At 60.8% G+C, this 23,551-nt stretch carries 23 protein-coding genes and 1 tRNA gene; 14 read left to right on the forward strand and 10 right to left on the reverse strand.

Annotated features, from left to right (window positions below):
• Window positions 1-97 precede the first annotated feature (97 nt).
• The 3 genes from AC1D0N_RS21775 to AC1D0N_RS21785 form a co-directional block, all read right to left on the reverse strand.
• Window positions 98-685 (reverse strand): sugar transferase, encoded by a 588-nt coding sequence (locus tag AC1D0N_RS21775; protein ID WP_477247509.1) that lies wholly within the window; start codon window positions 683-685, stop codon window positions 98-100.
• A gap of 386 nt (window positions 686-1,071) precedes the next feature.
• A complete protein-coding gene (locus AC1D0N_RS21780; RefSeq protein ID WP_477247511.1) occupies window positions 1,072-2,910 on the reverse strand; it encodes a GumC family protein in 1,839 nt (612 codons plus the stop codon).
• A gap of 175 nt (window positions 2,911-3,085) precedes the next feature.
• Complete coding sequence (locus tag AC1D0N_RS21785; RefSeq protein WP_477247513.1) at window positions 3,086-3,421, reverse strand: hypothetical protein; 336 nt, start codon at window positions 3,419-3,421, stop codon at window positions 3,086-3,088.
• A 225-nt stretch (window positions 3,422-3,646) separates the two neighbouring features.
• Between AC1D0N_RS21785 and AC1D0N_RS21790 the strand changes: the two genes are divergently transcribed.
• From AC1D0N_RS21790 to AC1D0N_RS21835, 10 genes are all read left to right on the forward strand, one after another.
• A complete protein-coding gene (locus tag AC1D0N_RS21790) occupies window positions 3,647-5,161 on the forward strand; it encodes a phosphomannomutase/phosphoglucomutase (protein ID WP_477247705.1) in 1,515 nt (504 codons plus the stop codon).
• Window positions 5,162-5,174: 13 nt separating this feature from the next.
• Window positions 5,175-7,475, forward strand: a complete 2,301-nt coding sequence (locus AC1D0N_RS21795) for an AGE family epimerase/isomerase (protein ID WP_477247515.1) — start codon at window positions 5,175-5,177, stop codon at window positions 7,473-7,475.
• Between the two features lie 265 nt (window positions 7,476-7,740).
• A complete protein-coding gene (locus AC1D0N_RS21800) occupies window positions 7,741-8,022 on the forward strand; it encodes a hypothetical protein (RefSeq protein ID WP_477247516.1) in 282 nt (93 codons plus the stop codon).
• Between the two features lie 254 nt (window positions 8,023-8,276).
• Window positions 8,277-8,921: a Crp/Fnr family transcriptional regulator gene (locus AC1D0N_RS21805; RefSeq protein ID WP_477247518.1), complete on the forward strand. Its 645-nt coding sequence runs from the start codon at window positions 8,277-8,279 to the stop codon at window positions 8,919-8,921.
• A gap of 284 nt (window positions 8,922-9,205) precedes the next feature.
• On the forward strand, window positions 9,206-10,090 hold the full coding sequence (locus tag AC1D0N_RS21810) for a cytochrome c oxidase subunit II (protein ID WP_477247520.1): 885 nt from the start codon (window positions 9,206-9,208) through the stop codon (window positions 10,088-10,090).
• Between the two features lie 21 nt (window positions 10,091-10,111).
• Entirely contained in the window at window positions 10,112-11,875 is a 1,764-nt protein-coding gene (ctaD, locus tag AC1D0N_RS21815; protein ID WP_477247522.1) for a cytochrome c oxidase subunit I, read from the forward strand.
• Window positions 11,872-12,576, forward strand: coding sequence for a cytochrome c oxidase subunit 3 (locus AC1D0N_RS21820; protein ID WP_477247524.1), 705 nt, complete (start codon window positions 11,872-11,874; stop codon window positions 12,574-12,576). The genes ctaD and AC1D0N_RS21820 overlap by 4 nt, the downstream gene beginning before the upstream one ends.
• A gap of 13 nt (window positions 12,577-12,589) precedes the next feature.
• On the forward strand, window positions 12,590-13,312 hold the full coding sequence (locus AC1D0N_RS21825) for a heme-copper oxidase subunit III family protein (RefSeq protein WP_477247526.1): 723 nt from the start codon (window positions 12,590-12,592) through the stop codon (window positions 13,310-13,312).
• Between the two features lie 9 nt (window positions 13,313-13,321).
• Window positions 13,322-13,720: a cytochrome C oxidase subunit IV family protein gene (locus AC1D0N_RS21830; RefSeq protein ID WP_477247528.1), complete on the forward strand. Its 399-nt coding sequence runs from the start codon at window positions 13,322-13,324 to the stop codon at window positions 13,718-13,720.
• Between the two features lie 171 nt (window positions 13,721-13,891).
• Window positions 13,892-14,365: an aminoacyl-tRNA deacylase gene (locus tag AC1D0N_RS21835; protein ID WP_477247530.1), complete on the forward strand. Its 474-nt coding sequence runs from the start codon at window positions 13,892-13,894 to the stop codon at window positions 14,363-14,365.
• A 53-nt stretch (window positions 14,366-14,418) separates the two neighbouring features.
• On the opposite strand, the gene AC1D0N_RS21840 is transcribed toward AC1D0N_RS21835, so the two are convergent.
• The 4 genes from AC1D0N_RS21840 to AC1D0N_RS21855 all read right to left on the reverse strand — a co-directional run bounded on the left by AC1D0N_RS21840 (window position 14,419) and on the right by AC1D0N_RS21855 (window position 17,972).
• A complete protein-coding gene (locus AC1D0N_RS21840) occupies window positions 14,419-15,237 on the reverse strand; it encodes a DUF2189 domain-containing protein (RefSeq protein ID WP_477247531.1) in 819 nt (272 codons plus the stop codon).
• 149 nt (window positions 15,238-15,386) lie between these two features.
• The gene (locus AC1D0N_RS21845; RefSeq protein WP_477247533.1) at window positions 15,387-16,325 is read right to left on the reverse strand and encodes a heme o synthase; all 939 of its coding nucleotides are present in this window, start codon (window positions 16,323-16,325) and stop codon (window positions 15,387-15,389) included.
• A 52-nt stretch (window positions 16,326-16,377) separates the two neighbouring features.
• Window positions 16,378-16,758, reverse strand: a complete 381-nt coding sequence (locus tag AC1D0N_RS21850) for a c-type cytochrome (protein ID WP_477247535.1) — start codon at window positions 16,756-16,758, stop codon at window positions 16,378-16,380.
• 161 nt (window positions 16,759-16,919) lie between these two features.
• Window positions 16,920-17,972 (reverse strand): LysR family transcriptional regulator, encoded by a 1,053-nt coding sequence (locus AC1D0N_RS21855; RefSeq protein WP_477247536.1) that lies wholly within the window; start codon window positions 17,970-17,972, stop codon window positions 16,920-16,922.
• Window positions 17,973-18,010: 38 nt separating this feature from the next.
• Between AC1D0N_RS21855 and AC1D0N_RS21860 the strand changes: the two genes are divergently transcribed.
• Complete coding sequence (locus tag AC1D0N_RS21860) at window positions 18,011-18,937, forward strand: DMT family transporter (RefSeq protein WP_477247538.1); 927 nt, start codon at window positions 18,011-18,013, stop codon at window positions 18,935-18,937.
• 78 nt (window positions 18,938-19,015) lie between these two features.
• Here AC1D0N_RS21860 and tig read toward each other — a convergent pair whose 3' ends face one another.
• Window positions 19,016-20,488, reverse strand: a complete 1,473-nt coding sequence (gene tig, locus AC1D0N_RS21865; RefSeq protein ID WP_477247540.1) for a trigger factor — start codon at window positions 20,486-20,488, stop codon at window positions 19,016-19,018.
• 340 nt (window positions 20,489-20,828) lie between these two features.
• On the opposite strand from tig, the gene AC1D0N_RS21870 reads away from it, so the two are divergent.
• A tRNA-Leu gene (locus AC1D0N_RS21870) sits at window positions 20,829-20,911 on the forward strand.
• A gap of 222 nt (window positions 20,912-21,133) precedes the next feature.
• On the opposite strand, the gene AC1D0N_RS21875 is transcribed toward AC1D0N_RS21870, so the two are convergent.
• Together AC1D0N_RS21875 and AC1D0N_RS21880 are read right to left on the reverse strand one after the other, a co-directional pair.
• Window positions 21,134-21,718, reverse strand: a complete 585-nt coding sequence (locus AC1D0N_RS21875) for a GDYXXLXY domain-containing protein (protein ID WP_477247542.1) — start codon at window positions 21,716-21,718, stop codon at window positions 21,134-21,136.
• A complete protein-coding gene (locus tag AC1D0N_RS21880; protein ID WP_477247544.1) occupies window positions 21,715-22,827 on the reverse strand; it encodes a DUF2157 domain-containing protein in 1,113 nt (370 codons plus the stop codon). The genes AC1D0N_RS21875 and AC1D0N_RS21880 overlap by 4 nt, the downstream gene beginning before the upstream one ends.
• Before the next feature lie 237 nt (window positions 22,828-23,064).
• Here AC1D0N_RS21880 and AC1D0N_RS21885 point away from each other — a divergent pair, with 237 nt between their 5' ends.
• A complete protein-coding gene (locus AC1D0N_RS21885) occupies window positions 23,065-23,205 on the forward strand; it encodes a DUF1127 domain-containing protein (RefSeq protein WP_477247546.1) in 141 nt (46 codons plus the stop codon).
• A gap of 46 nt (window positions 23,206-23,251) precedes the next feature.
• Window positions 23,252-23,392, forward strand: coding sequence for a DUF1127 domain-containing protein (locus AC1D0N_RS21890; RefSeq protein ID WP_477247548.1), 141 nt, complete (start codon window positions 23,252-23,254; stop codon window positions 23,390-23,392).
• Window positions 23,393-23,551 lie beyond the last annotated feature (159 nt).

A 23,551-nucleotide genomic window follows, 5' to 3' on the forward strand; every position in this document is an offset into this window, starting at 1 on the left:
GTGGGAACCGGTTTTCGGAAAAGATCATGCTCGAACAAGAAGATGGAGCCCCATCCCGATTCCAGCGGGATGGAACAGGCTCTAGCCCTTCGGGACTTCAGGAAGCCCTGTCGAAGCGCATCACTGCGAAGATAGTCCTGAACAAGATCACGATGTCGAGCCAGACCGACCAATTCCGCACATACTGGCTGTCCAGGGCCACGCGGCTGGCATAGTCCATGCTGCTTCTTCCACTCACCTGCCAAAGCCCGGTTAGTCCCGGCCTTGTCCGAAGGTATTCCCCCAGGTGGTCGCCATAGCGGTTGAGTTCGTCCTTCACGATGGGCCTTGGGCCCACGCAACTCATGTCGCCGCGGATGATGTTGAAGAGCTGGGGGAGTTCGTCGAGGCTCGACTTGCGCAGCATCCACCCAAGGAGCGTGACGCGGGGGTCGTTCCTGATCTTGTGGGTCTCCTCCCACTCCATGCTGAGATCAGGATTGGCTTCGAGATATGCTTTCAGAACTTCTTCCGAATTGGCAACCATCGAGCGGAACTTGTAGCAATTGAACGGCTTTCCGCCGAATCCGACGCGGCTGTGCGAGAACACTGCCGGGCCTCCTGCCGTCATCCTGATCAGCAGGGCAACGACGATCATCACAGGCGCAGCCATGACAAGTGCCGTGGACGCTATGACCAGATCCATGATCCGCTTCAGGAGACCTCCCAGAGGTGGGTTCGTCGTTCCTGCCCTGATGCCAGGCGACATCTCCGTCAACACTGCCCCGGCACTGTTGTGGTCGGCCGCGGGAACAACGTGCAGGACTGCCGTTCGGCCTTCAGCCGCCACGGGCAGAGGTGGCTGAATCCAGATCGGGGTTCCCTGGTGCGACTCGAAGGCGTTCGTTGACATTGTTTCGAATGCTGTTTTGCTGTTTCGAATTGTTCTCGACACTGTTCCAAGGTCGGGGCTTGTCGGCAAGAATGGCAAAGGAGGTAGCGTGACGCTCCGGGGCTATCCCCCTAATCCCAAGGAATGATCCCCCTACACGCTTTTGCGACTTCCAAAGGAGGAGTATCCCGCTCTGTGTTTCATGTTTTGCGGTGCTTGGAGGTCATCGCGCGGACCTTGGTCAGGAGGACGCCAAGTACCGGCGTCCTGCCCGCCCGCAGCGTCCTGACAAGTTCTCGCAGGGTTTCGACATGTGTCTTGCCCCACTCGGCAACGATCACGACGCCATCCAGGACCGATCCGACGATCAGTTCGTCGGCTCCCGAGGCAAGTGTCGGCAGGTCGACGATGACGATGTCGTAGGCGGCAAGCTCGTGGGCGGCAAGGTCGCAATCGGCAAGCTCCGAGAGGAACGCCTCCATATTGCCTGGTGCCAACAGGCGCTTGGCGCCCACGACCGAACTTGGAAGCACGTCGAACGGCCGCCCCGGAGCGCGGACGATGTTGAGCCGAACAGGATCCTGGAAGGTTTTTAGGGTGCCCGGCCATCCAAGCAACCGCGTGGTCATGGTCGGTCGCCGGACGTCGGCGTCAATCACCAGCGTCTTCAGGCCGGACATCGAGTAGAGCGTGGCAAGATTGCTGGCGACGGAACTCTTCGAGCTGTCGTTGGATACAGCGGTCAACCCAAGCAGCTTGATCGGGCGGCTGGTTTCCGCAAGGCTGATTTCGGTTCGCGCGTTCCTGAGGCTGTGGCTGTATCGGGAGTGCGGATATCTTACCACTTCGTCGACGTGGCCGGATTCCCTTCTTCGGCTGGTGGGCGGCAGTTCTCCGACGCATTCGATACCCAGATTATCTCGGATGTGTCGTGGCGACCTTATGGTCCAGTCGAACGTATGCCTCGCGAACGAAAGTCCGACGCCGAGAATGAACCCGGCAACCGCCGCGAAGGCCAGCATCAGCTTCGGCCTTGGAGCGCTCGGATAGAGCGGCGCCGTCGCAGCCGTGATCACCCTTGCGTCGGCAACCGGGTAGGATTGCTGGCTTACCGAGTTGGTGTAGGCCTGCAGGAAGCTCTCATACATCTTCTGGTAGGTTTCGGCAGTCACCTCAAGCTCTTCGAGCGTCGGCACAGAGTTCGCCCCACCTTCCCCATTGGCTTCATCGCCGACGCTATAGTCGTGCCGCGACCGGAACTCCTGCGCTTTCGCCATGGCCTCGTTCATCTGGGTACGGAGCTGCGAAAGGCGCATCTCGAGCCACGCGCCGCCTTCCTTTGCGGCGTCGGCCTTGGTTTCTATCTGCTCGCGCACAAAGGCATCGGCCGTGGCGTTCGCAATCGTGGCTGCGCCCTCGGGATCAAAAGAGGTGAAGGATATGTCTATCGCGTAGGAAACGCCGACCCTGCGGATGTCGAGTCCCTCGCGGAAAATCAGCATGCTGCGCCGGGTCTTTTGGTACTCGGTCAGCGGCGCAGGCGTTTCAGGCGCGCTCAGGCCGAAACGCTCCCAAAGCGAGGTGAACCAGGCGCTTTTCCGGAGCCCGAAAGCGTCAAGCAAAACTGCTCCTATCCTCCTGAACCTCTCCAGCAAAATCGGAGCCTGCGGACGGTTGAATTTGGGGTCGTCGACGAGTTTCAGCTGGTCTAGGACCATCGCAGCGATCTTTTCCGACTGCATCACTGCGATCTGGCTTTCCACTTGGGCGGTATCCAAGGACAGATTTACTTCGCCGCCCTCCTGCAGATGTTGTGGCAATTTCGGCTCGATCAGGATCTGCGCGCTGGCGGTGAAGGTAGGGTCGGTGGTCAAATTGTAGAAGCCGGCCACCAGGAGCGCCGCGGCAAGGCAGGCGATGATGGTTCCGAGATAGCGCCGCAGAAATTCGGTTATGTCGGAGAGGCCGATGAACTCCTGGTCGATGGAAGCCTGCTGATCCGTTGTCAATGGCCATTGATTGGGGAACATGCGGTTCATTCAACGTCTCCTGCAGGCGTGCGGGGAGATCCAGCGCGTACGCCGTCCCCATGCAGGCGGTCCATGGCATTCGGCCGATGTTTTCATTGAAAGCTGAGGCCCCGCGATCCCAGACTGCCGCGAAAGACTACGCCTGCGCCGCGGAAGGTAAATGCCGCCAATTGGCGTATGGGCCCTACGCCCCATGGGAAGGAACAATGCGCAGCAGCCCTTCTCTCGTCCTGTCGACAAATGACATCTGCTGTTCCAGCGAGACCTGCCGTCCCCGGTTGAGCGCCAGGTTCCGCGCGAGCGTATCGACCCGCGCGGACATGCGTTCGGGGCCCTCGCCATTTTCCATCGCCTCCGAGGAGAAAGCCGCGCAGTCCGTCATCCTTTCCACGGACGGACGGAGTTCCGCGGATTCCCTCTCGATTTCCACCTGAATGACCGTGAGAAGCCGAGCCAGGCGACCGAACCGCCTTTCGTCGACATCCTCGCGGAACGAGAACCTGAATGCGGTCAGCGGCATCTTGCAGCCCACCCTTGTCGCCAGCGCCCGACAGGGCGCGCACCCTCCCAGAATACAAGCCCGCCATGCCTGGACGAGACATCCTTTCGGCCATCGGCAGGCATGCTCCTATTGGATGAGGGGGCACGAACCAGGGCGTTGGGGTTACTCGAATTCATGAAGGGGCCCGCGTCCGGCAGCGTGCTACGACTGTTCCCCTCAATTGCAGAGCGGAAAACCGCGACCATGAACATAGTCGGCCAAGCCACGCCAAACACATTCACCTTCGAAACCAGTGCTCTCATCAAAGCCACTGGCTTCCGGGAATACGACGCGCGCTGGTGGTTCGGGCATCCAGGCTCGGAGAAAGAACCCGAACTCAACCTGATGGGCGTGCAGGCGATCGGCATGGGGCTCGGCACCTTGATCCGCCGGATGGGCGTCGGCCCGGACATCGTCACTGGCCACGACTTCCGCAGTTATTCCATGGCCATCAAGATGGCACTGGTCTCCGGCCTGATGGCCGCCGGCGCGCGCGTCAAGGACATCGGTTTGGCACTTTCTCCCACAGCCTACTTCGCCCAGTTCGCACTCGACGTTCCGTCGGTAGCCATGGTGACGGCCTCCCACAACGAGAACGGCTGGACCGGAGTGAAGATGGGCGCGCAAAGGCCCCTGACATTCGGCCCGGAGGAGATGACAGCCTTGAAAGCGCTGGTGCTGGACGGTGATTTCGATCTCATAGGCGGGGGAAGCTATGAACTCGTGCCAGGATTTCGCGAGAGATACATCGAGGACCTGACAGCCGGAAAGAACGTCGGCCGAAAGCTGAGGGTGGTGGCTGCCTGCGGCAACGGCACCGCGGGCGCTTTTGCGCCGCAGGTGCTTGAACGCATCGGCTGCGAAGTGATCCCGCTGGACGTAGAGCTCAACCACACCTTTCCGCACTACAACCCCAATCCCGAAGACATGCAGATGTTGCACGCGATCCGGGACAAGGTTCTGGAGACGGGCGCCGATGTCGGACTCGGCTTCGACGGCGACGGCGACCGCTGCGGCGTAGTCGACAACGAGGGTAACGAGATTTTCGCGGACAAGGTCGGCGTCATGCTGGCGCGAGACATTTCCGGGCTGCATCCGAAATCCGTCTTCGTGGTGGACGTCAAGTCGACAGGACTTTTCATGACGGATCCCGTCCTCGCGCAAAACGGTGCAAGGACGGACTACTGGAAGACCGGCCACTCCTACATCAAGAGGCGCGTTGCCGAACTCAATGCCATAGCTGGTTTCGAGAAGTCGGGGCATTTCTTCTTCAACCCGCCGATCGGACGCGGCTACGACGACGGGCTGCTCACCGCAATCGCCGTCTGCCAGATGCTCGACCGCAACCTGGGCAAGACACTCGCCGACCTTTACCGCGATCTGCCGCTGACCTTCGGCACCCCAACGATGTCGCCCCACTGCCCCGACGAGGTGAAATACGGAGTGGTCGCGAAAGTTGTCGGGGAATTCACAAAAATGAAGGGCGATGGGATCGAGTTCGCCGGCCAGCCGCTGGCCAATCTCGTCACGGTGAATGGAGTGCGTGTCGTTGCCCAGGACGGCACGTGGGGTCTGGTCAGGGCCTCGTCGAACAAACCGGAAATTGTCGTCGTGGTGGAAAGCCCTGTCTCGTCGGAGCGACGTCGCGAGATGTTCGAGGCGCTCGATGCCGTGCTGCGCCACAATCCGGAGGTCGGAGTCTACAATCAGACATTCTGAGAGGAACTGGACCATGCCGGGCCGGATCGTAAGTTTTGTCATGAGCGGGGGCGTCGGCTCACGGCTGTGGCCGCTCTCGCGCGAAGACAATCCCAAGCAGTTCCATGACCTTTCGGGCGACGGCTCCATGCTCGCAAAGACGGTCCGACGCCTCAAGGCGCGGCCGGAAGGTGAAACGCCGATCTACCTGATCGCTTCCGAACGACACGCCGACCGCGTTATCGCGGACATCGGTCCGCTCGGCCTGCACGGCGGCAAACCGATTTTCGAGCCCGTCGGCCGCAATACCGCCGCCGCGGTCGCCATAGCCACCTTGCAGACGATCTCCGAGCATGGCGGCGACGCGCTTGTGCTGGTGGTTCCCTCCGACCATGAGATATCGACCGAAACGCAATTCTGGGAAACCGTCGAGGCTGGCAGGCCTGCCGCCGATTCAGGAAGCATTGTCGTGTTCGGCATCAAGCCGACACATCCCGAGACCGGGTACGGTTACATCGAGGTTTCGGCGAATGGTGGTGGAGTTGCCGCCGTTTCGCGTTTTGTCGAAAAACCCGATGCCGAGACAGCCGGCCAATATGTGTATTCCGGACGATTCTACTGGAATGCCGGCATCTTCCTGTTTCGCGCCGACACGATGCGGCAAGCATTCCTCGACCTCCGACCGGACATCTGGGAAAGCGCGGAACGGGCCTACAAGACCGCACGGGTCGACGTCTCGGGTATTTACCTGCCCCAGGGCTTTTACACGGCTGTCCCTTCAACATCGATCGACTACGCAGTCATGGAGCATGCACGCGGTATCGCGATGGTTACGGCTTCCTTCCGCTGGAACGACCTCGGATCGTGGCAATCGCTGCTCGAAGCCAGCCCGACGGACCGCGACGGTAATGTCGTAATGGGCGACGTCGTCGCCATGGATTGCGCCAGCTCCTACCTCAGAAGTCAGGGCAGGCTGCTGACCGTTATCGGAATGAAGGACGTGGCGGTGGTGGCGACACCGGACGCGGTGTTCGTCGCTCCCGTCAGCCACAGCCAGAACGTGAAGAAAGTCGTCGAACAGTTGGAGAAAAGCGGACGCCTCGAGACGAAGTTCACGGCGTCGGAAGACCGGGTCATCATCAGCGGGTCATGGCGCAAGCGCGTCGAGCACTGGCTCTTCGAGGAGACCCTGCCGCTGTGGTCCACTGCAGGTGTCGACGATGTGTATGGTGGCTTCCACGAGGCTCTCGGTTTCGACGCAAGGCCGTTGGGCAAACCCAAGCGCATGCGGACCATGGCTCGCCAGATCTACGCTTTCGCGGTGGCCAAGGAACGCGGCTGGGACGGACCTGCCGACAAGCTTATCGACCACGGCATCGACTTCATCGCGAAATACGGCCGGACCGACCGCGGCGGCTGGGTGCGCACGCTGAATGCAAACGGCAGCGTGGCCGACCCGGCGGAGGACGCTTACGACCATTCCTGCGTGCTCCTGGCGCTTGCCCATGCTCACCGGTGCGGCCATCAGGAAGCCCTGCGGCTTGCACAAGAGACATTCCAATTCATCGACGCCCATCTTGAAGACGACAGCCTGAATGGTTTCCTCGAAACCCCGGGCTGGAAGGGGGTGCGGTTCTCGAACCCGCACATGCATATGCTGGAATCCTTCCTTGCCTGGCATGGCGTCACCGGCGACCGTGCATATCTGCGTCGAGCGGCACGCGTCATCGATCTCTTCCGGTGCCATTTCTTCGACCAGGAAAGCTGGACGCTTGGGGAACATTTCGATGTCGATTGGCTGCCCTTGCCGGGTGACAAGGGACAGTGGACCGAACCGGGGCACCATTTCGAATGGGCCTCGCTCCTCGTCGATTTCGCGCGGGCGAGCGGGCAAAAGGACTTGGTAGCTTACGCAAGGAAGCTCTATTCCTCGGCGGTCGCCAGCGGATTGAACCGGGCCACGGGTCTGGCATATGCGGCCGTGTCGCGGCAAGGATTGCCCCTCGACCGGCTCTCTCGCAGCTGGCCGCAATGCGAGGCAGTCAAGGCGGCCGTCGCCCTGGACGGCATTGGTGGACCGGATCTGAAACCCGAGATTGAAGCTCGTGTCGCCCGCCTCTTCCGATGGCATATCGATCCGGCACCGCTTGGCTTGTGGGTCGACAGGATTGACGAGCGCGGAAGGTCACTGGCGACGGAGGTCCCCGCGAGCATCTTCTACCACCTGGTGACGGCATTGATGCAGTATCTGGACAAGACTGGAGGACAGGTTGAACCTTTCCCACTGCCTGCTTTGGACAAGGGCGAGACGGTTCCGAAGCAGATCTACGGCTGACCGGAACTGGGCTGCTTTTCTCGACGGCGGAACCCTGCGCCGGCTGTGATCGTGGTGATGCTCCAAGGGGGTAGGGAAGTAGTAGCTACGGCGAATTCGGTATCCCCTGCCCCTGTGTCGCGGCTGCAATCCGGGATAGTATGCTTATAAGAAATGCCTAAAAGAGAGCATCGAACGCCCCCAATCCTGGAACTCTGGTCAACTCGTCGAGGCGTCGTAATTTTGAGCCTGTGAACCTTCTTGTCCGAACGGTTGAGACGCAACTATGGCGAAAAAAAAATCGCGTGCCAGACCCAGCGGTGATCTCCTGAAACTGCTTGCTACAAGGCCGAGAGCGGTTGCGCTTGCTGCGCTGCACGTAAGTGAATCCGTGCTGCTGGAACTCGAGGCATCCCAGCTGTTGTCGGCAGCAGAGATCAGAGGATTGCTCAAGGACGCGTCAACGACGCTACGCAATGCCGCCGATCAAGTGGACAACCGCAGCTGTGCCGTTGCCAGCGAAATAGTCGAGTCCATGCGGGAAAATTTCAAGAGAAACAAAACCTGACCAGCGCCCGGAGCGATTTCGAATCGCGGCTTCGGCAAGCAAGCCGAACTTGTAAACTTCAACGAAAAGTGGCGGTCACGATACCATGCACTCGAAAGTTACCATTGACCGTATACTCATCGCATCAAATCTGATGTACATTCCATCGGAGGGGAAAGGAATTTGGGGCGGGGTTGTAAATGACGTATGCTTCACATCCCCCTTTGCGCGGAAGTGAAAATCGTCCACCGTACGTCGGACTCAACGACGACGATATGGCACTTATCAAGGCACTGGGGTTCACGCCGAAGCGATATCCAGCGGAGACGGTCATCGTCAGTCAGGGCGAGGCCAGCGATCGCGTATTCATTGTCGAGTCGGGCTGGGGTTGCATTTCTCATGAGCTCGCGGGCGGGCAGCGGCAAATTCTGGATTTTGCCCTGAGAGGCGATATCGTCCTGCCTCAGTCATACCCAGGCAGCGCTCTTGAAACGTTTGTGGCTCAAACCGACCTTTTGGTGCTGGTGGCTTCGACCAAGACATTTACCCTTGCTGCCATGAAGTCGCCCCACCTCTTCTCCCTTATTCTCGACACCCTCGTGTATCACGGAGCGGTTATCGCTCAACATCTCACCAATGTGGGACGACGCAGCGCTTTGGCGCGGACGGCGCATCTGTTCCTCGAACTGAGGGCGCGTCTGGAGCGAATCGGCTCTGTCACCCGTAACAGCTATGAATGCCCCCTCACCCAGTACGATCTCGCGGACGCTCTCGGCCTCACTCCGATCCATGTCAATCGAATGCTGCGGGAACTGCGCGAGCGCAAGTTGCTCGAATTCCGCCAAGGCCATGTTCGCGTGCTCGATCAACCGGGCCTGACGAAGTTTGCTGGATTCGAGCACGAATATATCGAAAATTGAGGCATATCGGCCTCGGCGCCCGGCGTTTCTCCAGTAGAGGAAACCGTGTGCTTTACGAATAGCGGCCATTTTTACGCACTCTCTCGCATCGCCATGTACCGGCTAACAACCTTGATGCTTGAGACCTGCCCCCATGCTCTGCCAATGTGCGGGCGAGCCGCAAAAAGCGATTTTTCGCGCCTTCCACAGCCGGCTCTAGAATTTCGATCGCAAATCACGCTATGATGCGCGTGGCATTCGCCGGGACGGCTTCGCGCCCCCTCGAATGCCGGGGAGGACGGGACATGGCCATCGTGCTTGTACTCGTTTTGATCGTCGTGGGCTCGGTGTTGTTCCACTTCATGAGCCCATGGTGGTGGACTCCGATTGCCTCCAATTGGGACTACATCGACAACACCATCATCATCACCTTCTGGATCACCGGCATCGTCTTTTCCGCTGTCGTGCTGTTCATGGCCTATTGCGTGTTCCGCTTCCGTCATCGGGAAGGCAGCCGGGCGGCCTACGAACCGGAGAACAAGCGGCTCGAATGGTGGCTGACGATCGTCACCGGAGCAGGCGTCACCGCCATGCTGGTTCCCGGCCTGTTCGTCTGGAGCCAGTTCGTCAACGTTCCCAGCGACGCAACCATGGTCGAAGTCGTCGGCCAGCAATGGCAGTGGAGTTTCCGCTTGCCTGGCAAGGACGGCAAGCTCGGCACATCCGACACGCGCGACGTCACCGCAGAAAATCCGCTGGGCGTGATCGCCAAGGATCCCAACGGCCAGGACGATGTTGTGGTCGAAGCGGCCGACCTGCATCTGCCGGTCGGCAAGCCGGTCAAGATGCTGCTGCGCTCGATCGATGTGCTGCATGATTTCTACGTACCGGAATTCCGCGCCAAGATGGACATGATCCCGGGCTCGGTCACCTATTTCTGGTTCACCCCGACCAAGACCGGAACCTTCCAGGTCCTGTGCGCCGAGCTTTGCGGGCAGGGTCATCCGATGATGCATGGCGTCGTCATGGTCGACACCGAGCAGGACTATATGGCCTGGCTCGGCCAGCAGCAGACGTTCGCGCAATTGTCGGCACCCCTGCAAACCGGCTCGACACAACCGGCGCCGGGCAACGCGACGGTGTCAGCTCTAGAAGTTGCGGCAAAACTCGAAACTGTCGGGTCCCGCTGAAAAGGGCACGGAGGTGCTCCTATGGTCGATATCACGCCTGCAGATGCCGTACCGCCCGCCGAAGTCGCGGAAATGGAACTCTACCATCCGCACAGTTGGTGGACGAAGTATGTCTTCTCGCAGGACGCCAAGGTCATCGCCATCCAGTATTCGGCAACCGCTACGGCCATCGGCCTGGTGGCGCTGGTGCTGTCCTGGCTGATGCGGCTGCAGCTCGGCTTCCCCGGCACCTTCAACTTCATCACCCCTGAAGCCTACTACCAGTTCATCACCATGCACGGCATGATCATGGTGATCTACCTGCTCACAGCACTCTTCCTCGGCGGCTTCGGCAACTACCTGATCCCGCTGATGGTCGGCGCCCGCGACATGGTCTTTCCCTATGTCAACATGCTGAGCTACTGGATCTATTTGCTCGCCGTGCTGGTTTTGGTGTCGAGCTTCTTTGCGCCCGGTGGACCGACGGGGGCCGGTTGGACGCTCTACCCGCCGCAAGCCATCATGACCGGCACACCTGGTGGCCAGGAGTGGGGCATCATCCTGATGCTCGTGTCGCTGATCCTGTTCATCATCGGCTTCACCATGGGCGGCCTGAACTATGTCGTGACCGTGCTGCAGGGCCGCACGCGCGGCATGACGCTGATGCGCCTGCCGCTGACCGTCTGGGGTATCTTCACCGCCACCGTCATGGCGCTGCTCGCCTTCCCGGCGCTGTTCGTCGCCTGCGTGATGATGCTGCTCGACCGCGCGCTCGGCACCTCCTTCTTCATGCCGGCGGTGGTCGAGATGGGCGAACAATTGCAGCACAATGGCGGCAGCCCGATCCTGTTCCAGCACCTGTTCTGGTTCTTCGGCCACCCCGAGGTCTACATCGTGGCGCTGCCGGCCTTCGGCATCGTCTCCGACCTGATCAGCACCCATGCGCGCAAGAACATTTTCGGCTACCGGATGATGGTCTGGGCCATCGTCGGCATCGGCGCGCTGAGTTTCGTGGTCTGGGCGCACCACATGTATGTCAGCGGCATGCACCCCTATTTCGGCTTCTTCTTCGCCACCACGACGTTGATCATCGCCATCCCGACCGCCATCAAGGTCTATAATTGGGTGCTGACGCTGTGGCGCGGCGACATCCATCTCACCATTCCGATGCTGTTCGCCATGGCCTTCATCGTCACCTTCGTCAATGGCGGGTTGACCGGGTTGTTTCTCGGCAATGTCGTGGTCGACGTTCCGCTGTCGGACACGATGTTCGTCGTCGCCCATTTCCACATGGTCATGGGCGTCGCCCCGATCACCGTGATTTTCGGAGCGATCTATCACTGGTACCCGAAGGTCACCGGCCGGATGCTGAACGAGACGCTGGGCCGGTTCCATTTCTGGGTTACGTTCCTCGGCGCCTATCTGATCTTCTTTCCGATGCACTATCTCGGGCTGATGGGCGTGCCGCGGCGCTACAACGAACTGACCGACATGGCGATCATGACGGAGTCGGCCCATCACCTGAACTCCTTCATCAGCATCATGGCGTTCATGGTCGGCTTTGCTCAGATCGTCTTCCTGTTCAACCTGATCTGGAGCATCCGCCACGGCCGCGATGCCGGCGGCAATCCATGGCGGGCGACCACACTCGAATGGCAGACGCCGCAGACACCGCCGGCGCATGGCAATTTCGGCAAGGACCTGCCGATCGTCTATCGCTGGGCCTATGACTACAGCGTGCCGGGCGCCAAGGAGGACTTCATCCCGCAGAACATGCCGGGCGGTCCCTCGAGGGAGCCGGCATGAGCGTCATCCTGGTCTTCCTGGCTGTGATTTTCGGCATTGCCGGGTGGTGGCTCTCCCACCAGCGGCTGATGGCAAAGCCATGGCTCGAGCAAGGCATGGCAGGCGACTATATCGCCCTCGACCGGTCGGCGCTGCCAACCGCCAAGATCGGCCTCGGCGTCTTCCTCGCCGTCGTCGGCTGCCTGTTTGCGCTGTTCACCAGCGCCTACTTCATGCGCATGGCTCTGTCGGACTGGCAGCCAATGCCATTGCCGCGCCTGCTCTGGCTCAACACCGGTGTGCTGGTCTTGAGCAGCATCGCACTGCAATGCGCCTCGGTTGCGGCGCGCAAGGGCCAACTGGACACGGTCCGGCTCGGCCTCGCCACAGCCGGGCTGACCGCCCTCGCCTTCCTGATCGGACAGCTTATGGCATGGCGGGAGCTGACCGCCGACGGCTATTGGCTGGCCTCCAATCCTGCCAACAGTTTCTTCTATCTGATCACCGGAATGCATGGCCTGCATATCGTGGGCGGACTGGTGGGCCTGAGCAGAACAACCGCGAGTGCCTGGAACGGGGCACGGCCGCAACGGCTGCGTCTCAGCGTCGAACTGTGCGCCATGTACTGGCATTTCCTGCTTTTCGTCTGGTTCGCCATCTTCGTTCTTCTGGCCGGCTGGGCCGCGACGTTCATCGACATTTGCCGACAGTTACTGACCTAGGAGGTCTGGGAGCATGGCAGAGACGACACTGACGCATATCGGCCAGACGGAGCCGCGGCCGGCGGGCTGGCAAGGCATTGCCGCCGACTGGTCCTCGGATCAGCGGGCGTTCAAGAACGTGTCCTGGGGCAAGGCCATGATGTGGATCTTCCTGCTCAGCGACACCTTCATCTTCGGCTGCTTCCTGATCTCCTACATGACCGCGCGTATCTCCACCCGCGTGCCGTGGCCAAATCCCAGCGAGGTCTTCGCGCTGCGCATTGGCGGCCAGGAAATCCCCCTGATCCTCATCGCCATCATGACCTTCGTGCTGATCTCGAGTAGTGGAACGATGGCCATGGCGGTCAATTTCGGCTACCGCCGCGACCGCCGCAAGACGGCGATCCTCATGGTTTTGACCGCAGCACTTGGCGCCACCTTTGTCGGCATGCAGGCCTTCGAATGGACCAAGCTGATCACCGAAGGGGTGCGGCCCTGGGGCAATCCATGGGGTGCCGCACAGTTCGGTTCGTGCTTCTTCATGATCACCGGCTTCCACGGCACCCATGTGACGATCGGGGTGATCTTCCTGCTCATCGTGGCGCGCAAGGTCTGGCGCGGAGACTACGACACCGAGCGGCCCGGCTTCTTCACCAGCCGCAAGGGCCGCTACGAGAATGTCGAGATCATGGGGCTCTACTGGCACTTCGTCGACCTGGTCTGGGTGTTCATTTTCGCATTTTTCTATCTTTGGTGAGAGGACGATATGGCTGAAGCAACCGCAAACGGCCTGGGGCAACACGCTCTTCACCCTGTTCATGACGCGGCAGCGACCGGCGGCGCCCATGCAGAGGTTCACCAGGAACACCCGATCAAGCTCTACATGGTGGTCTGGGCATGGCTGTTCATCCTCAGCACCTGCTCCTATCTGGTCGACTATTTCGGCCTGCACGGCTATCTCAGATGGTCGCTGATCCTGATCTTCATGATCCTCAAGGCCGGGCTGATCGTCGCCGTGTTCATGCACATGGCCTGGGAGCGGCTGGCACTAATGTACGCGATCATCCTGCCGCCGGTTTTCGTGCTGGTGTTCGTGGCACTGATGCTGTTCGAAGCGGATCACACGCTTCTCACCCGTGTGACGTTTTTCGGCGCCGGGCCCTGATACGCAAACTGGATTTGGGGCTTGGTCGACCGGGGCTGCCTGCAGTTGGGGTCGGGCCGTGCTGCCTTGAAACAAGGGGCGCCTGATCCATCTTGCTATTGTCGGAAACGATCGGAGGAGAATGATTGCCTCGTTTCCGATGCGCCGCGAACTCCAGCAGGGAGGCCGAAGATGACGATCGCAAACAGACTGAAGGACTACATCGACGGGAGAGGAATCTCCTACGACACCGTCGCCCACCATCGCACATCGACGAGCAGGCAGTCCGCTATTGCCGCGCATGTGCCCGGCAGCATGATGGCCAAATCGGTGGTCGTTCACCACGAACTCGGCTATGCGCTGGCCGTGGTCCCAAGCACGCACAGAATCGAGCTCGGTACACTGCAGGACGTGATGGACAGGCGTCTTGGGCTCGCCTCCGAAGACGAGGTGGTCTCACTCTTCGGCGATTGCGACACCGGCGCCATTCCGCCGATCGGCGCGGCCTACGATGTCCCGGTGATCCTCGACGACAGCCTCGGCGACGCCGCCGACATCTATTTCGAGGGCGGCGACCACAGGACTCTGGTGCATGTCAGCGGCAAGGATTTCCGCAACCTGACCATGGACGCACGTCACGCCCGCTTCAGCCACGCTGCCTACTGAAAAATCAACCGGCTGCACCGGAACTCTCGCCGGTGCAGCCGAGCCGGATATCGTCAACTCGTCGGCCTGACCGGCGCCGGGGATTCCACGACCTTGCGGTAGACATGCCAGGTGGCGTGACCGAGGATAGGCAACACCACCGCCAGACCCGCGAACACCGGTATCGAGCCGATGATCAGGCAGACGGCGACGATCACCCCCCAGACAGCCATCACAATCGGGTTGGCCAGGACCACGCGCACCGAGGTGTGGATGGCCTCATAGGCGCCCACGTCGCGGTCGAGCAACAGCGGGAAAGCGACGACTGTGGTGCACAACACCACGGCGGCGAAGACGAAGCCGATGGCATGACCCAGGATAATCAGCGTCCAGCCCCGGCCGGTGGCGAATATCTCATTGATGAAACCGGATATCGATGTCGGCGGCGCCGGGCCGAAGAGAGACTGGTAGAACAGCTGCGCCGTCAAAAGCCAGGCGATGAAGATCGCAAACAGCATGATCCCGACCGCCGCGATGGATGGCAGCGCCGGAGAATTCCTGATCTCGAAAGCGTGCTTCCAGGAGGCGTCGATCCCGGCTTCCCGTCTGCGGCTGATTTCATACAGGCCGATCGCCGCGAACGGACCGATCAGCGCAAAACCGGACACCAGCGGAAACAACAACGGCAACGCATTGGCGCCCGACGTCCAGGCAGCCAGCACGACCCCGACCAGCGGATAGATCAGGCAGAGAAAAACGATGTGAGACGGTTTGACCATAAAATCGTCGACGCCGCGCTTGAGCGCATCAAAAAGGTCGGAAACGCCGATTTTTCGAATTTTAGTGTGTTCCAGCGTCTCGCTGGCGCCTGCTATCACGTGAAAACTAGTCATGCCCGTTCCTCCAGATCAGGTCCGGTTAGGTCGCGGTTTCACGGTGCCGCCGTTTTGCATGACTGGCCACGCAAACCGCGACCTGCACCGTGATCAACATACTCTTTTGCATGGGGTTTGTCGCCCTTTTGTCGGAAGGGCCGGCAGGGTCATGCACCGGCTGCAACCGGCATGAAGGCGCGCATGGCGATGGTGTCGGCAAGCAGCATGGCAAAGATCGCGAACAGATAGAAAATCGAATAGGCAAACAGCGCCTTTGCCGGTTTCATGTCCTGGTCGGCAATGACCAGAACCTTCCAGGCCTGCCAGATGAAACCCGCGCCCAAGGCAGCCGAAGCAATCCCGTAGAATCCGCTGGCGAACCCAAGCGCCCAGGGCAGCACGCCAATCGGCGCCAGTACCAATGCATAGGCGAAGATCTGCCTTCGCGTCGAAGCCTGGCCGGCCACATTCGGCATCATCGGGATGCCGGCCGCGGCGTAGTCGCCGGCCTTGAACAGCGCCAGCGCCCAGAAATGCGGTGGCGTCCAGAGGAAAATGATCAGAAACAGGATGAGGCTTTCAATGCCGACGGCGCCGGTGGCCGCCGCCCAGCCGATGACAGGAGGAAGCGCGCCCGCGGCGCCACCGATGACGATGTTCTGCGGCGTCGAGCGTTTCAGCCACATCGAATAGATGACGACGTAGAAGAAGATGGTGAAGGCCAGCAGCGAAGCAGCGAGCCAACCCACCAGCAGGCCGAGCGTCATCACCGAGAATGCGGAAAGCACCAGACCGAAGCCGAGCGCCTCGCCCGGCATGACACGGCCCGACGGAATCGGCCGTTTTGAGGTGCGCGACATCAGAGCGTCGATATCGGCATCGTACCACATATTGAGCGCCCCGGCCGCGCCTGCTCCAACCGCAATGGCGCCGATGGCGATCACGGCGATGACCGGGTTCATCCCGCCCGGCGCCACCATCAGACCGACGAAAGCAGTAAAGATGGCCAGCGCCATGACCCGCGGCTTCAACAGCGCAAAGAAATCACCAGCCGTCGCTTCCGAAAGGCGGACGTCGGTATCCTTGAGGCTTTCCTTGACCGACATTTTGAGACGACCAGCAATGGAAACCGGCAGCCGAGCCGGCCGAAGAGCCAGGCTATTTCGAGAATTGCTTCAGATAGGCGATGACGTTGGCGATGTCCTCGTCCTTCTTGAGGCCGGGAAACGCCATCTTCGTGCCTTTGACCATGGCCTTGGGATCATGAAGGTAGGTCGTCAGCGTCGGTTCATCCCATTTGACCCCGGATGCGCCGGCCGCGATCATGGCCTCGGAGTATTTGAAATCCGGATGCGTGCCGGCTGTCCGGCCAATGACGCCGTGCAACGACGGACCGATCTTGTTCGTGTCCTCTTCTGCAATGTGGCAGACCTTGCATTTGGTGAAGACCTTCTCGCCCGCCGCGGCATCCTGTGCCTGCGATGAATTCGAGATAAGGCTTGCAACGGACATGACGGCTAAGAACGCGATTGCGCGCATGACATCTCCTCACTGATCGCCAATATGCCCAAGACGATCTACGCGCGCCGGCATATGGATGCACCGACATGCGCCTTGCACCACAGAACGGAATATCCGCTCCTCCCTTGTGGCCCTATAGCCCCTCACTACCACAGAATCTCGCCGGCAGATAGAAGATGTCAGCCTTGCGCCGCGATGCCCAGCCTGCCTTCCAGAAGATCGCGTCGCTGTTGCAAGGCGTCAGAGACAAATTTGGTGAAAGCATGCACGCGCGCCGTGCGGCGCAGATCATCATGCACAAGCACCCACAAGGCCGAACCAATCTCCTCGATCAATCCGCCGACCCGCACAAGTCCTGAAGCACTATCCCCGAGATAGCAGGGAAGCACGGCCACCCCCGTTCCGGCGCGAGCTGCATGAGACATCGTCACCAGGGAATCGGCGCGGAAGGCAATTTCGGCATCCGGCAGCGACGAACGCATCCACCGGGCGACGCCTGTATTGGCGAGACTGTCGTCAGGGGCGATCCAGCGCAACAGACCGAATCTGGGCTCTGATGGCAGCGTCTCAACATAAGAGGGCGCCGCGTAGGCGGCGAAGGCCACACCCGAAATGCGCCTGCCGACCAGGATTTCCTGCGGCTGCGACACCGGTCTGATCGCCACGTCCGCATCGCGTTGTGTCAGATTGGCTATGGAATTCTGCGTCGTCACCTCGATCCGGATGCCAGGATGGAGATCTCGAAACGCAGCCAGGATCGGCGGCAGCACCGACACCATCAGCGTGTCCGTGGTGGTAACCCGCAATTTTCCTTCGAACCTGAGGTCCTGCCCCGACAATTTGCGCGCCAGTTCATTGACCGTCTCAGCCATATTGCGCGCCGCGCCGAGCAATTCCTCGCCGCCGGCGGTGAGCGCGTAGCCCGTCGGCAATCTGTCGAAAAGGCGGATGCCAAGCCGCTTCTCGAACGCATTGACGCGCCTCAGCACAGTGGTGTGGTTCACACCAAGAATCCGCGCCGCTGCCGCCAGTGAAGCGCCGTCGGCGACGGCCAGCACCATGCGCAAATCTTCCCAGTCGATATGGTCGCGAGAGCTGTGCATTTCCGCAGAAAGATAGGGAAACGATTGGCAGTTGGCGAGCCAAATGCCGAATAGGCCTCTGCAAAAACGCACAACAGATGGGCAAATCGGCAGATCGATATGCGAATTCGCGCACGCCATATAGGCCATCGCAACTGTCGCGCGACCCAAAATCAAGGGCTGATAAATTGGAAATCCTCTTCATACCCCTGGCGCTAGTCGCCGGTGGCCTGCTCGCCGTGCAGGCCGGCGCCAACGCACAACTTTCAAAGGCCGTCGGCTCGCCCTTTGCCGCAACGCTACTTCAGCTCTCGGTCGGCGCCATCGTGCTGCTGCTGATCACGGTCCTCACCGGAACGATGCCCGCGCTGCTGGCCATTCGCAGGGCCGAATGGTGGCACGCGGTCGGTGGCACGGCCTCGGCTTTCTATGTCGTTTCGACCATCCTGCTCTTCCCTCGCCTCGGCGCCGTCGTGTCTGTCGGCCTGTTCATCGCCGGGCAGATGCTTGCATCGTTTGCCCTCGACACATTTGGCTGGCTCGGACTTCCTGAGGCCGGCCTGCAAGCCGGCCCCTCCCTTGGCATGCTCGTCGTGCTCGCCGGTGCGACCCTCATCGTTCTGGGACAGAAGGGGGCGGCGGACAATCTGGCGCCGTCGAAACCGGGCTGGATCGGACTGGCGCTTCTGGCCGGCGCCGTATTGCCGGTGCAAGGGGCCGTGAATGCCTTGCTGCGGCATGACCTTGGCGGCACGCCGTTCGCAGTCGGCACCATCTCATTCCTGGTGGCGACGCTGGCAATGGCCGCGGTGCTTCTGGCCGCACTTGCATGGACAAAGACTGCTCGCCCTCGCCTCGCAGGCGTTTCCTCGATGCCCTGGTGGGGCTGGCTCGGAGGGTTTGCCGGCGCGACCTATGTCACGACCGTGTTCACCGCCATCCCGGTGATCGGCGCGGCGGCAGCCGTCGGCCTCACGGTGGCCGGCCAGCAGGTCGCAAGCATTTTCGTCGACACGTTCGGCTGGTTTCACCTGCCGCAGCGGCTGGTGTCGGGCATGCGGCTCGCCGGCGTCGTTCTACTGCTAGCCGGGTGCATCATCATCAAGGCGCTCTGATCCCGGTCAGCCATCCTGCCGACTACGAGAAAGGCCGCCCCATGGGGGCGGCCTTTTTGTGATCCTGTCGTCAGGCGCTTATTCGGCGTCCTTGGCGGCCTTTTTCTTCGGCGCGGCCTTCTTCTTGGGCTCTTCCGCGTCGTCAGCCGGCTTGGCGTCAGCCTTCTTGGCAGCGGCTTTCTTCGCCGGCTTTGCCTTGGCGGTCTCGGTCTCTTCGTCGTCGGCCATCAGCTCTTCCTTGCTGACCTTGACGTCGGTGACCGAGATCTGGCCGAGCAGATGGTCGACCACCTTCTCTTCGAACATCGGCGCGCGCAGCGTGTTCAGCGCTTCCGGGTTACTGCGGTAGAACTCAAAGGCTTCCTGCTGCTGGGCGGCCGGGTAGCGGCGCACCTGCTCGAACAGGCCGCGCTGCAATTCCTCGTCCGTCACGGTGACGCCGGCCTTCTCACCGATTTCGGCGAGAACCAGGCCGAGGCGCACGCGGCGCTCGGCAAGCCGCAGATATTCGGCACGGGCCTCTTCTTCGGTCGTCTCTTCGTCGGCGAAACTGCGGCCGGCAGCTTCGAGATCGCGATTGACCTGGGTCCAGATGTTGTTGAACTCGGCATCGACGAGCTTCGACGGTGCCTCGAACGAGTAGGAGGCGTCGAGCTGGTCGAGCAGCTGGCGCTTGACCTTCTGGCGCGTCATCGAACCGAACTGGTTCTCGATCTGGGTACGCACGATTTCACGCAGGCGCTCCAGCGACTCGAGGCCGAGATTCTTGGCCGTCTCGTCATTGATCTCCAGCGCGCCGGGCTTGGACACTTCCTTGACGGTGACGTCGAAGGTGGCTTCCTTGCCGGCCAGATGCGCCGCCTGGTAGTTTTCCGGGAAGGTGACCGTCACCTGCTTCTCGTCGCCGGCCTTGGCGCCGATGAGCTGATCTTCGAAGCCGGGGATGAATTCCTTGGAGCCGAGCACCAGCGGCTGATCCGTACCGGCGCCGCCCGAGAAGGCTTCGCCATCGATCTTGCCGACATAGTCGATCGACACGCGGTCGCCTTCGGCGGCCTTGCCGGTCTTCGGCTCGTAGCTGCGCGCCGATTCGGCAACGCGCTGAACCTGCTCGTCGATCTCGGTATCCGGCACGTCGAACACCTGGCGTGTCACCTTGATGTCGGAGAAATCCTTGATCTCGATCGACGGGATGATCTCGTAATTGATGCTGAACTCGAAGTCGGCGCCGCCGGCCAGGATCTTCTCGGCTTCCTTCTCGTCCTCGGTCATGATCACTTCGGGCTGCATGGCGGCCTTTTCGCCGCGCCCGGTGATGATCGAACGTGTCGAGTCGTTGAGGATCTCGTTGACCACTTCGGCCATGAACGACTTGCCATAGACCTTGCGCAGGTGCTGCACCGGCACCTTGCCGGGACGGAAGCCGTTGATGCGGACCTTGTTGCGGGCGTCCGACAGCCGCGCCATCAGCTTGGCTTCCATGTCACCCGCCGGCACGGTGATCTTGATCTCGCGCTTGAGACCGGAGTTGAGCGTTTCGGTGACCTGCATCGTAAAACCTTTTTTTCACCAATGAGGCTGCAAAACGGCTCCTGCCGTTTACAGCCTGCCGGTATAATCTTGCCGGGAATGGCTTTTGGTACGGAACCTGGCGATTTGACCGCAAAAGCGGCTCAAATTCTCCCAAACTGCGCTCCAAAATGTGAATAAGTCTTTGTTTTTCCTACTTCTTATCACATTCAGCAGAAGCGGATCGTCGCGTCCCGTCACATTTGACACGCCTTTTGTCACAGGCGCGGCTAATTTTCAACCATCTTCGCGTTGCAGCGAACGACCGCCATTTTGGCCCTGACATTGACAGAATGATGGCTACATGGGATTGCCGGGCCACGCGGGTATGGCGGAATTGGTAGACGCACCAGATTTAGGTTCTGGCGTGAAAACGTGGGGGTTCGAGTCCCTCTACCCGCACCACCCTTCGCTCTTCGAGCTTGGGGTGGCAGTCCACCAGAAGCTCGTTGGACGAAGGAGTGTCCTTCGAAGCCTTGGCGTCGGAGGACTGGCGGCGACGCCCTACGCTTCAAACACCTGCCCAGTAAACCACTCTGCCAGCCTCGCCAGTTCAGACCCCAGCACGCGGTCAGTGCCGATTGGCGGCACAAGCGTCGAAAGCTCGGCAAACAGACATCCATTCGTCTAGTAGAGCGGTTCCTCGAACAGCGTCTGATCGCCGTCCATCAGCGCCTTGATCTGCGCGGTGCCGTCGGCCGCGATGGCGGCGCGGATGCCGAACGGCCGCACCCGCATGTCGTTCTGGATCGCCATCCCCTCGCCTTCCGGAAGATAGAAGCGCTCGATGCCATAGTCCGGCCGGATCGTCGCGCCGCTCTCGCGCAGGTCCCAGCCCTCGGCGACATGGCCGACAATATCGACCTCGTCGGGTGCGGCCGACGCCGGCGCTTGCCCGAACCAGGCGGTGGTCGGCTGCCAATAGCCCTCAGCGCCCTTTTTCAGCCTGACCACGATCGAGGTGTCGTCGGTTGAGAATTTGCCGGCCGAAATGTTGGCGATCAGCTTCACCGGTATGCCCGAAATCTCATAGCCGAGGAAAATATAGTCGCCGCGCAGGAGGTCGCGCGGGTCGATCGGCTCGACCTTCAAAAGGACTTCCTTGCCATTGCGCAGGATCGCCGCCCGTCCGGCGATGATCCAGCTCAAAAAGCCGATCTGGACGAGCGCCAGCACCAGCGCCGAGATGATGAGTTTTTTTCCTGATATCATGCGTTCGCTCCCTCAACGCGTGGCGCCTTCATGCGCTTCTCGATGCGGATGATGATCAGCGCAAGGATGCCGAGCAGAACCGCCGCCGCCAGGAAGAAGCCTGCCGTGTCGAGCATCGACTGCAGCATCACGACATAGATGATGGCCAGTTCGAAGGCGAAGCCGGCATAGGCCACCCAGCGCAGGCCCCTGCTCTCGCGGCCACCCAGCATGATGGCGGCGACAATGCCGGCGAGCGCAACGACCGAGGCAAGTGCGAAGCCGCTGCTATGGGTATCCGCCACTTCGAACTGGATCATCGCCAGACCGGTGAGAAAGCCGATCAAGGCGTTCAAGGGCAGCCGGCCGCCAAGCTGCACGATCCTGTCGACGGGTTCGGCGAAGAAGGTCGCCGCCGCGAAAAGCAGCGCCGAGGCGACCACCAGCGGAATGGCGACCTGCAGCGTATCGTAGTCCATGACAAACAGCACAAGGTAGAAGAGTACCGACAGGATGATCAAATGCCGCGCTGCCTGGCTGCGCGTCCAGTACGAGATGGCGAACAGCACCAGCGCCATGACGACGAAGAAATGCGGAAATTCCGTCTTGCGGAAATAGTCGAACCCTTTGAGGAACAGCCAGGCATCGGCAATGCCGACGGCAGCGACGGTCAGCGGGTTCGAACGTAGCGCGATTGCGGCCAGCGCCGTACCGGCGCCCCAGGTGATCAGGGCCGACGCCTCGTCGCCGGACAAATGATACATCTGGCCGATCAGCGCGATCGAGCCGCCGAACGCCGCCGCGGCCACGATCCACAGCGCCTCGCCGATCGCTGCATGGTCGCGCGTTTTCATGACAGCACCACCGACATAGCCGGCGAGAATGATGGCAAACAGCGCCAGGACGCGCGCCAGCCGGGGAATGGCTTCCCAATTGGCGGCGACGAAAATCAGGATCGCGGCGCCGAACAACAGCGCCGCCATCATCGCCAGGATCGAACCGAAGCTCAGCGACTTGCGCTCGTTTGCTTCGACGTCGCGCGCCAGCGCATCGGCCGTCGAAGCGTCGATCAGGCCGCCCTCTCGCCACCGCGCGATATCCGCCCTGACCCGTGACGAATAGCTCGCCATACCCATCTCCCCCAAGCCTGGTCTTTTTTCAACCGATCCGGCCAAACCGTTGACGCGACGGCATTTTCCGATTCGGGTTTCTTTGTGTCGAAGCCGTGAACGCGCGTTAATGTTGCATTGCACAATTTGCATTGCTGCCATGCACCAATAGCGCTTTTAAATCGTTTTTAGCCCACCTATCTTCAGGTCGTACTGAAAGACGGAATGATCCGAAAGAAAGACGAAACGAGAAATACCATGAACCTGATCCGCAACTACCGCAACTGGCGCCGCTACCGGGAAACCGTTTCCGAGCTGAGCCGCCTGAGCAACCGTGAACTGAACGACCTCGGCATCGGCCGCAGCGACATCCACTACGTCGCCCGCAAGGCGGTCTAATCCTTCGGACCGTAAATGGTCCGAACCAGTTTAAGAGAGAACGACAATGAACCTGATCCGCAACTATCGTAACTGGCGCGTCTACCGCGACACCGTGAACGAACTGGGTCGCCTTTCGAACCGCCAGCTCCATGATCTCGGCATCGTCCGCGACGAGATCAAGCACGTCGCCCGCAAGGCGATCTGAAGTTAAGGAATTTCGCCAGGGTCGACCTCCTCCCCGACCCTGACGGATACGGTCAGCCTTCACCTCCTCCCGAGGGTTGACCACCAAAACGGCGCCCGCCGCACCTCCTCCCGCGGCGGGCGCTGTTTCCAAAGCGAACGTAGTTCGTCTTTCAAAGCG

It is taken from the genome of Mesorhizobium sp. P2_E10 (assembly GCF_056404235.1).